Genomic DNA, 12782 nt, shown 5'->3' on the forward strand with positions numbered 1-12782 from the left:
AAAATAAGTTACAAGAACTTCTGGAAGTAATAAGTTGGCGGCAGCAAATAGAGCATCTGAGGACATAGAATTTTTTAAAGCAAAGTTGTCTCAATTTTAATTACCCCACAACTTTTTGTGTTGAGCCGTTAAAAACCGTTGCCCGTTAGACCAAAGAGCGTAAGATTTGTTTTAAATCTTTTGGATACCCTAGAGAGTTTTGATTGTTGTTTGGAGGAGTACGCTTTCGCGAAAGCGTAAAAAACTATCCTATCACACTAAAATGTGCTATGTCAACATAGTCTTGTAATCTGTAACTACGATTTGTAGTTGCAGATTATTTTTTTGGACTTTATTGAATTAAGACTATTATTGATTATAGCAGGTAAAGATTTGACAATTGAACCTAGAGCAATTCATCAAAAGTATCTTCTTTAGACTCATATGGAGTTTAGGACACCATAGTGGCTCTAAACCAACTTGATATATGAAAACCCACTACTGTAAACAGAGTAATCCTTTAAAACATATCTAATGCGCAAAAAGACAAGAGTTTTGTATAAAGGAATTAGATTAGTTAATTAAGAGATTCTATTTTAAATATATGATATTAGGGTGTACTATTTTAATAAGCCCAAGTTCTAGCCCCTTCATTTGTAGCTGTACACGGACAACTACCTCGACCTTGAAGAAAGTCTAAACCTATTGTAATAGAATGTGTTCCAGAATTTAAAGTGATAAACTCATTGAGTGTAACTTGATAGGCATAAGACACGAAGAAAATAGACTTTTTTAGACCTACCATTGGACCTATCCCTAATGGGTTTCCAACTTGATCATTAAGGAAGCGATATGTAGCTCCCAACCAGTAATAATCATTATCTCTATTGTACTTACGGTACTTTAAATTAATATCTGTGCTTGATCTACCGTCACTAATATATTGTTGATAAAATATAGATGGCTCCCATTGCGAGTAATTGTTAGTTCTGTAAGTGTAGCCTGAATAGACTTGTAGATTAAATAGTAAATCAGGTTCAAAACCAGCGAATTTATCAATTTCCTTAGGGAGAATGTTATTGGCATTTACACTAACAAAAATATCTCTATACCGATATAAAGCTCCTACATCAAAGTTTAGGTTTGTTACAGCACGATTATCTGTAACAAATGGGTCTATAAATGGCATGTCTACAGTAGGTGAAAAATTTTGTATGTCAATACTAAAACTATTCGTGTTTACTGATAATCCCAAAGAAAGATATTGTTGTGTTTTGTAATCAAGTGTGAGATGATGCGCGTACGATAATTTAAATCCTTGTTGACGGGTATTTCCGTTTCTATCATTGTATAATGACACTCCTAAACCAGATCGATCTGCAAAACGTAAATCTGCATAAAGAGCCTGGTTGTCTGGGGCATTAGTAATACCTACCCATTGTGTAAGCGCATTGAGGCGTATACGGAAATTATCACCTATACCAGCAAATGTAGGTGCCACTACAAAGTTACTATCTGCTAGGTATTGACTAAAAACAGGTAAGTTAAGTTCCTGAGTAATACCTTGCGTAGTACTACATAGAAATAGTACATAAAAGATGTATTTTATTAATGTTTTCATAGGTTAAGTTTTTAAGTTGCTTCTGTATTATCTATACAGTGTAAAGTGACCAACAAATTGTCGATCATTCTCTGAAATCCCCAAGGTTACTACATACCAGTAATCACCAGAAGGCAGTTCTTTACCATCATATTCTCCATTCCAAGAATACCCAGGGCGTATAGATGCAACCATGCGTCCATAGCGATCAAATATTTTGGTGCTTAGGTTTGGATAATTGTTTACACATCCTGGTGCCCAGGTATCTGCTACTCCATCATTATTTGGGGTGAAATAATTAGGGATACATACATCAATAAATTCAATAAAAATTTCTGCAGTGGCAATACATCCAGCTTCATCAGTTACGGTCACTAGATATGTGCCTGTTTCCGAAATAATAAATACATTCTCACTACCAGTGGAAATATCATTAAATGTATACTCATAATTGCCAAATCCTCCTGTTGTAGTCGCTATTATTTCATTGTAATTACCTTCCATAATACTAAGCGCTAAAGGATCAATCAGATCAATATCAAAGAAATCTGTGCTCTGTACACATCCATTAGCATGTCTAACCAAAATATAATTTCCTACACCTGGAGGAATATTGGTAAACACATTACTACTTTGATATGGTCCGCCATTCAGCGAGTATTCTAAAAGTGTTGGGTCTGTGATACTGTCATCTACTGTTACTGTAACAATATTGGTTGGAACATTTTCACTACATAATAGTTCAACGTCAACTAGCGGATTAAGTGTTACAGATTCTGGAAACGGTATATTCCAAATAGATTCACATCCCTGATTGTCCCGAATATAAACTATATGATCCCCTCCTGATAGATTATCAAACATAAATTCAGTTTGTGAATCCTCTCCAGTCGTGTAAGGACCATTTTCATTGTCAAGACTTACAGAATATGGAAGTGATCCTCCTGAAATTTCTATGATAAATGAACCGTCTTGTTCTCCTGAACATTGTTCTGGAAATATAGAATCTGCAACGATGCCAAGTATGACTGGTTCAGGATCGATCAATGTAAATTCTAGCGTTAAGAAACACCCTAATTCATCTTGAACAATGACAACATAATCTCCAGGTTCTAAATTTTCAAAGACATTAATGTCAAAAAATTGATCCAAATTAGGAGAAATGGCATATTGAATCATACCTGTTCCTCCAGTTGTAGAGATTTCCAGTATCCCATCACTTGCACCTCTACAGGTTATTTCAGTAATATCTAATGTAGCATTCAGTCCGTTTTCAGGCTCAGTAATTTCTATAACTTCAGAAACTACTTCACAATCCCCGCTTTCTACGAGTACTATATAAATACCCGCTGAAAGGCCTTCAAAAGTACCAGGTGGATTTTGACTTATTGGAATGGTAGCGCCTGTGCTATCTTGTAATGTATATATATAATTTCCTACTCCTCCTTGGGCTGTTGCAATTATACTACCAGTGCTATCACCAACACAGTTTATAGCTGGATTTAAAGAATCAAAATTAACTTCTAAAGGTAGTAATGGGTCTATCGTTATCTCATTAAAAACTCCATTAATACAACCATTTGCATCTCTAATATAATAATTATAAGAGCCTACAGGAACGCTAAAAGTAACACTGCTTGCAAAGGTTCCTAAAGGATTGCTGAAATCACTAGTTTCACTGTAGGTGTAAGGCGGTATACCTCCAGATGCTGTTAATGTAAGTGATGCTTCAGTAGCACACGTCTGAGTTGTATTTAAGACAAGACTTGCTTGAATTTGATCTGGTTCGGTAATGGTAATATCGGCAGAAGTAAGTTCACAACTGTAAGGATCCTGAATCGTAACGGAATACACTCCTGCACCTAAATTTGTAAAAATATTTGAAGTTTGAGGACCAAATGTACTCGGGTTAGGGGAAATTCTATTAAGTGTATAGTTGTAATCAACTCCTTGGCCTCCGCTAACGTTAGTAATCGTAATAGAAGCTGACTGATCTCCAAAACAAGTAACTTGGGTAGTACTCGGAACAAAAGTTGCAGCTATTGGTTCAGGAACTTCTAATAATATAGTTTCACTATTTAGACATCCATTTGCATCACGAACAGTAATATTGTAAGAACCAGCGCTTAAGTTTTCAAATGTTCCGTTACTAGAAAAAGGTACAGTGCTTGCTCCATCAAGTTCGTACTCATAAGGTGGTGTTCCGCCAGAACCGATTGCAGTTATAATCCCTTGATCATTTGTACAAGTTACATCAAAGCTTTCTAAAGCATTCAAGGATAACGCTTCGATAGGGGTTGTTATATTATCAGTATTTGAAATGGCAACACAAAATGGACTTTCAGTAGCTGTGACACTCACCGTATAATTACCTGCCTCTAATCCAGTAATGAGTTGTGGATTATTACTTGTATTAGAAGTTTGTACTGGACCGATTGGTGTTCCTGTACTATCTAATACTTGATAATCATAATTGCCAGTGTAACCACTTACGGTAAGTTCGATTTGGCCAATAGCGTTTTCAAAACAATCAATGTCTTGAGTAGTGCTTATTGTTGCTTCAATAGTATCAAAAGGGTCTATGGTAAATGGATCTGTTAAGAAATAACAATCCGTATCCAAATCATTTACTTGAAAGAAATAAGTTCCTGGATTAGTAAGAGCAAAAATATTTGATGTTTGAGGTGTTCCATCGGGGAGCAACTGGTAGTTAAAGTTTCCAGAACCTCCAATTACATTTATTGTTACCTCACCAGCACCATTACAATCGATCGGATTGGTTATTGTGATTGCTGCCGCTGTAATAGTGGCTAAAGGATCGATGGTTACAGTATTTGTTGCTGTACAACCATTAGCATCGGTAACAAATACATCAATTATTTGTACACTGCCAGTGTCTAAAATTGTAAATGTATTTGTAGTTGAGTAATTAGTTCCATCTACGCTGTATGAATAGGGAGCAGTACCTCCAGATCCTGTAATAGTTACTGTTGAAGAATTTACAGTATTATCTGGTGCGCACATAAATTCGGTAACCATAGCAGATGCCTCTAAAAGGGAGGGTTCATTTATGGTAACGTCTGCTATTTCAAAACAACCTCGTCCAGAGTTTACTTGTACAGTATAAGTGTCTGCTGGAAGATCAAGAAAAATATTTGAATTTTGAGCAGGCACGATAATAGGTGCGATAATCTCGTACGTATAGGTTGGGTTATCATTTCCAGCTAATAAAGTTACTGTAATACTACCATCGTTGCCATTAAAACAACCTACATCTGTTACATCAGTTTCAAAAGTTACTGGAGTAGGCACATCGAGAGTTATTTCTGTAGTCGCTGTACAATTGCTTGATGGGTCTGCATCTTCTACTGTGATGGTATACGTTCCGGATGGTACTCCTGAAAACACATTACCAGTGAGTGTAACTGAAGTAGGGTTTGGAGCAATAGTAAACGTATAATTTCCAGAGCCGCCACTAGCGTTCACTTCGATTTCGCCATCATCATCGTCACAAGACGGTAATGCAATGACTTGCACACTAGGAGCAAGTGGGACTAAAATATCTAGCGATATGGAATTACCACAACCGTTTGCATCTTGAACTTCTACGGTATGAGTTCCAGAGCTTAGTCCTGAAAGTGTAAAAGGAGGCGTTTGTACTTGAAAAGCACCACCATCGATACTAAAACTATAAGGAGGAGCTCCTGCTGTTGTAAGCGTTACATCAATTTCAAAATCACCTTCTGGTGTGTTACAAGGATTTGCTACAACTGCGTCTACCACTGGAGAAGGATTCATATCAACTATTTGGGCTGGACTCGTCACGATACAACCATAGGTGTCTTGTACGTGTACGTAATAGGTTCCTGCGTCAACATTAAAAACACTTTGATCAGCCCAAGATGGGTCTGTTGCTAAAGGAGCGGTAGGGGTTGTAGTAATTTGATATTGGTACGGTGAAGTTCCATCTTGACCTATTGCGCTAATAACACCAGAGGCTAGATTACAATTTGCATCTTGATCAATATTTGTCAATAGTCCGAGAGGTATTTGCGACTCGGTAATATTAAACGGTGCTGTAATGACACCACAACCTGTGTTGGATCCAGAGGTTTCACTTATCAAGACATAGTAGTTTCCTATTCCTAAGGGGCCTAAATCAGAAACGGTTATTGAAGAACCAGCAGGAACCGTATCCATGCCTGAGATTCCGGTGGTAACTTGACTTAGAGAATTAAAAATCTCATAATCAATAGTTACATCGGTGCCATAAATACTTGTCACAGTAAAGGATACATCACCGTCTCCATTTCCTGTACACGTTATATTATCAACATCTGGTGCAGAGACTGATAATGTTGAATCTGTTGGTATAGGAATATCTGCCGTTTCAAAATATGTACACATGGTGGCGTCATCATAGACCATAAATGTATACGTAAGTCCAGGGGTTAGACCTGTAAAGATTACACTTCCTGGAGATGATTCTGGGAACCAATCTCCTACAGGATTAGGATATACTGGGACAGGATCTGTATATATAGCAAAGAAAAATGGTCCTGAACTACCTAAAACGGTACTCACAGAAACTTCAGTGGTTCCACCAGTTGTACAATCTACCGTAGAATTTACTATAATATCTAAATCGTTGGGTGGTGATGCAATAAGTATATCTTGAGTTAATAATGAACAACCGTTTTCATCAATAACATTAACTTGATAAAGACCAAAGTCAATAACATCAAAATTAACAACAGTGGCTCCTGTTACATCTAGTGCTTGATCCATATAACCACCAGCACCTGTAACATAGATGTCGTACAATCCTGTACCTCCAGTAATACTATTAACTCTAATTTCACCGAGCGAAACTCCTCCTGCTTCACAGGTAATATCAAAAGGCTCAATGTCTACAATAATAGGATCTGGTTCACTTATAGTAATTGTCTCTACATCGGTACATTCATTCCCATCTGTTAATGTGATGGTATAATCTCCTGCGGGAAGACCTAAAGTCTGGGAGCCATAATCCGTATTTGAAGTAGTATTGACCACATTAATACTAAAAGGAGGAGTTCCAGTGGTCATATCAATAGTTACATCAATGGCCCCATTCTCATCGCCATTACATTGTATTGCTTGCGCAACCACAACAAGATCTATTTCGGGAGGAGAAAGAGGGTTAACGATTACAATATTTGATTCTGCGATACATCCCTCATCATCAGTAATTCGGAATTGATAACTTCCAGGTGCAGCTGTATTATAGGTAAATGGAGAAAGAGTTGCTCCTTGATCGCTATAAGGGTTCCCATCTACAGAGACTTCATAGGTAAAAGGTGGTGTACCTCCACCTATTGTTACCGTTATTTCAGCATCTGTAGATATTGTACAATCTAGGTTATCACTTAATACTGCAGAAACAGTAATCTCTGGTGCAATAATAGAAGTTGGCAAAGTAACGGTACATCCATAAGCATCACGTACCACTATGGTGTAACTACCAGGGACTAAATTGTCAAACACACTGTCTGACTGAAAAGGTGCACCATTAATACTGTACTCAAAAGGTGCGACTCCAGAATTCACCGTTACTTCTATAGTTGCAGCGTTAGTGCCATCATAACATAGATCTGAAACATTACTTATCTCCGCTTCAACATTTTCTGGGTTGGTTAGATTAAAAGTTATTGATTCTTGACAACCGTTTATATCTTCTACAGTTGCTGTGTAAAGTCCTGAGAGGCTTAAACCAGCAAAAGTATTATTAGATTGTGGACCCACTATGGAATTATCTGGTTGTGTGAGAGTGAATGTGTATCCTCCCCAACCTCCAGAAGCAACTAGTAGTACACTTCCTTCATTATCACAAGTTATAGGATTTTCATCTGCGGTAAGTTGCAGAGGTGTCACTGGCTCATCAACAGTCTCGATGTTACTGGTCGCTTGACAATTTGTTAGCAAGTCTTGAATTACTATAGTATAAACTCCTGCAGGAAGACCTGTAAGAGATATGGGAGAGGTTCCAGTTACTGGTGGTGCACCGTTAATACTATACTCGAAATTCGTAGTTCCTGAAACGGTTACTAAAATCACTCCATCAGCCCCACCCACACAGGTCACGTCGTTTTGGGTTTGAGCACTTACACTTATGGTAGGAAGAGGGTCAATACTATATTGTTCACTGTATACACATTCATTAGCATCTCTCACTTCAAAAGTGTAAATATCTGGTGCTAGTCCAGTAAAGATGTTAGACGATTGAAATACTGTAGCTGCCGATGTGGGTGCAGTGATTCTAAATTCTAACGGACTCACACCACCCGTAGCAGTAATCGTTACGTCACTTGTATTTGTTGGACAAGTAATTGGGGTATTTGTAAAATCTAAATTTGTTGGGGGATCTAACGCTAATACTATTACTGCCTCGGTGGTAAATGTACATCCATTTGCATCTTGAATGACGATGGTATAAGATCCATCTGTTAATCCAGAAAAAATAGTTTCTGATTGGAAATTAACACCGTCAATACTATATGTATATGTGGGTGTTCCACCACTTACATCGGTTACTGTGATTTCAGCAGCACCAGTTGTACACGTAAATTCTTCTGTAATGGATACGTCTCCTGTAATAGGATCTGGAATTTCTATAATTACAGATTGAGGATCTGTAGTACACGATGAAGGTCCAAAAGTGTAACGAATAAGTGTCTCGTAAGTTCCAGGTGCAAGATTTGTGAATATTGAGGCATTGGAATAACTCATACCATTATCAATACTATATTCCAAACTGCTTCCATTCGAATTAGTTACTGTAAATTCAATAATTCCACTATCTCCAGAGTCGGAACATAGAATATTAGTAGAAGATACAGTAAACTGTGGAGGTAGAATTTCTTCAACATCCAAGGAGGTAGTTGCTTCACAATTATTTGCATCTACAACTGTAATGTTGTAAGTCCCTGCACTGTTTATTAAGTAAACAGGATCACTTTGAAAAACGGTAGTGCTATTTATAAAATAAACATAAGGAGGTGTTCCACCATTTGCATTCATATTTATTTCCCCTTGAGTCTCTTCATATACAGGATTATCGTCCTCATCAAATATTGGGTTGCCATTACTGTCTACGGCCTGAATCAAACAATCAATAAAAGGAGCGATGAGGTCGGCCGTTAGCGTAAGTAGAGGTGGTTCTGTAATCGTGACTTCTTGGGAACCTATACAGCCATCTTCTGTTTCTAAAGTGGCAGTGTAAATGCCTGGACCTAAGTTTTCAAAGTTGTAATTATTCTCAATAATAGGGCCGACAGTATTTACTAAAACACCTCCTTCGAGGATAGAGAAAGTGTATTGTGGTTCTGCATCAATAGCTACTACTTGAATACTCCCTAAATCTCCATTACATAAAGGTTGAATGGCCTCAGCCTCAAAAGTAAAATCTCTCTCACGCACAAGTATATCAGGTACGATAAAGACACAGGCTCCTCCAGGTACATTTATTTGTCTAATATAGACAGTGTAAACTCCTGGAGAACTTACAGTGAATACATTACTTTCCTGATATGTAATACCATCTAAGCTAAACTCATAATTACTTGGAACATTATTTACAGTAATTGTTCCTAGGTTGTCACATAAGATATCTGTAACTACGACAGTTGGGTCAAGTATATTTTGATATACATTAAAGAAAAATTGATTGAAGCATCCCCCATCATAATTCACTGTCAATCTAAATTGCCCGGCAGTATTTACTGTGAAATCTGTACCTGTAGCAACTTGATTCCAAACACATCCTCCATCTTCGTTTGCGCAATCAATGTCACTTACGGGAGGACAGCTTGTTTCGTCAAGTTGCTCCCAGATAATAGAATTTGAGTCTGTTATATTTGCTGTTAGTTCTCTAAAATCATTTAACCCACATAAAAAAATGTTAGGCAAAAGTTTGCCATCGTCAGGACAAGTAACAATCTCGTCTGCTTGTGGAAGGATCGGATTCGTTTGATCTTCACCATACGTTATGACATTAAAAATTTGTATAATTGATCTACATGGAGCTGGAGCAGTATTAAATACGTAGTAAGTACCACTTTCTGTTACTGTCAATGTTTGCGTAGTTGCTATCACTGGTATACCTGAGGGATCATTTGACCAAGAATATGTGTCATAACCATCTGCTGCGGTTAGCAGTGTGCTATCTCCACATAAAATAGCATTCTCTTCAAACTCACAAGCATCGATATCTGCTAAAAAGTTAGTAGCTTGAGGAACTAATAAACACCCTGTATTTGAGCTTACGCTAGGGTCATCTGTAATTACAAAATCGGGATTAATGGTTCCTATGTAACTTCCAAAAGCCTGGTTTTGAATAAGATTTGAGCAGGCTTCAATTAATTGACTACACGTGTCAACAACGTTAACCTGAATTCTAAATTCGACAATAGGATCGTTTTCTTCAATTAAATAATCTTCAACAGATAGTATAAGTTCACGAGTAGCAGGGTTATAACTTACGGGGTTTACACCTGCTGGTAAATCTAAGCCCGCAGGATAGTCAAATACCGTATTTATGGGTAAGACATCTCTAATGGTAAAATCTCTACCATCATCATTCCCAATATTTTCAAAGGAAATTACATAATTAAGTTCTTGTCCTAAATTGACTACCTGATCGCTTATGTCATTTCCGAACTCATCTTCTACTAATTTTGTGAGAACTATTTTTGGTTCTATTATCTCTACAGCAAACGCGAAAAAATACTGTAAAAAGAAATCACTATTTGTCGTAAGACTCATTATTGCAGAAGTATCTCCGTTTGCAATCACATTATTCCCTGGGTTAGGGACACTAATTACTCCTGTGTCAAAACCTAAGGTGTTTGAGCTGTTTGGAATTCTGTTATCAACTGGTTGTGCATTAAGCTGAGTAACTAGACTTCTAAAGAAATTACCAGCAGGTCTGTCTACAGTTGAAAGGTCAGTTCCATTAAGACTCATTCTATCACCACCAAGTGACAAATCACCTTCTAAGGTTGCAAAAGCTAAATTAGCTCTTACAGGCTGAGGAAAGGGCAATGTGCGAAAACCGTCAATATTAATATCTACGGCTGGTTGATTTCTAAATATTGCACTAAAACCATCAAAACTAGTAATAGACTTACTCGGCAAGGTAGGATCTTCATAAACTATGAATAAAGACCATCCAGCAGTATAACCGTTTCTATTACGTGGGGTGGCATTGTTACCTACGCCCGTTTTAGTAGCGATATTTGCCACTGTATAATACCCTAGATTTGAGGGGAAGGATTGTACAATATCTGTTACATCTGCGACACAAGCATAAGGGAAAGCTGAATTGAGATCTGTACTCTCATCTCTATAAATGATATCTCCAGTAATGTCTATATAGTCACCTGAGGGTCCTTTAAATTTTACTTGTCTAACGGTATCATCGCTAGTATTATCTTCTGGTTCTACGGCTCCCCAATAGAGTGTTGCTTCTCGGATTACGTAACAATTAGGGTTAGGAATAACAAGTTCTGCACTTGAGGAATTGAATGTAGAACTATCGTTATCAATATCAATATTGAGCATATTGACATTACTATTATTACCTATATCTGTATTAAGCGGATCATTACTGGGACCTAAAACAGTATTTCCTATGGTAAGTATGTCTCCTTTTAAATCGTCGTCAAATCTAGGTGTAAAAGGAACTAGGTTTTGAGCAAAAGCTTGAAAGCTCATGCTACTTAGTATTAGTAAGAGTAATACTCTATAAAAATTGGCGATATTCATAATCAGTTTGATTTGGGGGGTAATCCTAACTAAAAAAATTGTGCTCGGGTTCTATGTTTTTAATTCTCTATTTTTATAATAGACATTCTTGATGCATATGGCGCATTATTTTGTTTATTTAATTTCTCATTTGCACTTTGCAGAGAAGTTGTTTTATCTGAATATATATAATACTTACTTGTATTGATATCGTAAAAGAAATTTACATTAGAATAACCCGAAGCGATAACTTTCTTGACAAATTCATCCCTTTTACTGGTATTTCCGTGAACTGCTAATACTAAATAATAAGCATTATCGGTATTTTCAACGTTTTTCAAAATTTGAATATTATTACTTCTTTCTTCTCCAAAATCAAAATCTTCTACTTTATATGGAACACTACTTAATGGGGTATTCTGCTTTAAAATAGTAAGGGTCGCCTGATCCTTTTTATACCTGTCATCTTCATTATCAAAAATGGCTCTTTTAATTCTTCTTGACCGCTCAAATTGAGTAGCTACCTTAATATCTTCAAGAAGAGATATTGCCGATATCTTCGCGTTTCTTGTCTCCTCACGTTGCTTTTTCAGAGATGCGATCGCATCTCTATAGTATTGATTAATTTTATCATTACCTCTTACTTTTTTAGCTCTTTTGGTATATACATCCTCTAGCTCTTTAATCTTTTCATTTTGTTTTTCAAGAGTTTCCTCTAGTTCTATTTTTAGTGATTCTATTTTCGCATTTTCCTGAGAAACACTCTTAAAAGGCTTTGGTTCTATAAATATTCCTTGTTCGCTAAGATCATTTTCATTCTTAAGGTCAGTGAGGTCTTTGTCCTTGCTGTTTACGGCTATTGTAAGGTTTTCTAAAAGAGTACTCTGAGAGCTTTGTAACGCTTCAGCTTGAGTTGTTAATGTCTGAAGTGAGCGCCCTAATTCATCGTTAGGAGTAGGGGTGTCAGTTTTTTCTTCGGTTACTTTTTTAGCTAATGCTTCCGCTTCTATTCTTGCTTGCTCTTCTGCTTCCAAACGTGCTTGTTCTTCTGCAGCAAGTCGCGCTTGTTCTTCTGCGGCAAGTCGTGCTTGTTCTTCGGCTGCTTTTTTAGCTATTGCTTCCGCTTCTATTCTTGCTTGCTCTTCGGCTTCCAAACGTGCTTGCTCTTCGGCAGCAAGTCGCGCTTGTTCTTCGGCAGCAAGTCGCGCTTTTTCTTCGGCTGCTTTTTTCGCTAATGCTTCCGCTTCTATTCTTGCTTGCTCTTCTGCTTCCAAACGTGCTTGCTCTTCTGCGGCAAGTCGCGCTTGTTCTTCGGCAGCAAGTCGCGCTTTTTCTTCGGCTGCTTTTTTCGCTAATGCTTCCGCTTCTATTCTTGCTTGCTCTTCTGCTTCCAAACGTGCTTGCTCTTCTGCGGCAAGTC

At 37.4% G+C, this 12782-nt stretch carries 2 protein-coding genes and 1 pseudogene; all 3 read right to left on the minus strand.

Annotated features, from left to right (window positions below):
* Nucleotides 1-604: 604 nt before the first annotated feature.
* Complete coding sequence (locus ACFO3O_RS22270; RefSeq protein WP_379983030.1) at nucleotides 605-1600, minus strand: PorP/SprF family type IX secretion system membrane protein; 996 nt, start codon at nucleotides 1598-1600, stop codon at nucleotides 605-607.
* A 27-nt stretch (nucleotides 1601-1627) separates the two neighbouring features.
* A complete protein-coding gene (locus ACFO3O_RS22275) occupies nucleotides 1628-11383 on the minus strand; it encodes a T9SS type B sorting domain-containing protein (RefSeq protein WP_379983031.1) in 9756 nt (3251 codons plus the stop codon).
* A gap of 59 nt (nucleotides 11384-11442) precedes the next feature.
* Nucleotides 11443-12782: pseudogene (locus ACFO3O_RS22280) on the minus strand (PorP/SprF family type IX secretion system membrane protein); the annotation flags it as partial.

Origin of the sequence: Dokdonia ponticola (genome assembly GCF_042653865.1) — a bacterium.
GTDB lineage: Bacteria > Bacteroidota > Bacteroidia > Flavobacteriales > Flavobacteriaceae > Dokdonia > Dokdonia ponticola.

What these genes read in the sequence shown, in the direction of transcription:
- ACFO3O_RS22270 (WP_379983030.1), bottom strand. Translation starts at nt 1,600, where the DNA reads ATGAAAACATTAATAAAATACATCTTTTATGTACTATTTCTATGTAGT.
- ACFO3O_RS22275 (WP_379983031.1), bottom strand. Translation starts at nt 11,383, where the DNA reads ATGAATATCGCCAATTTTTATAGAGTATTACTCTTACTAATACTAAGT.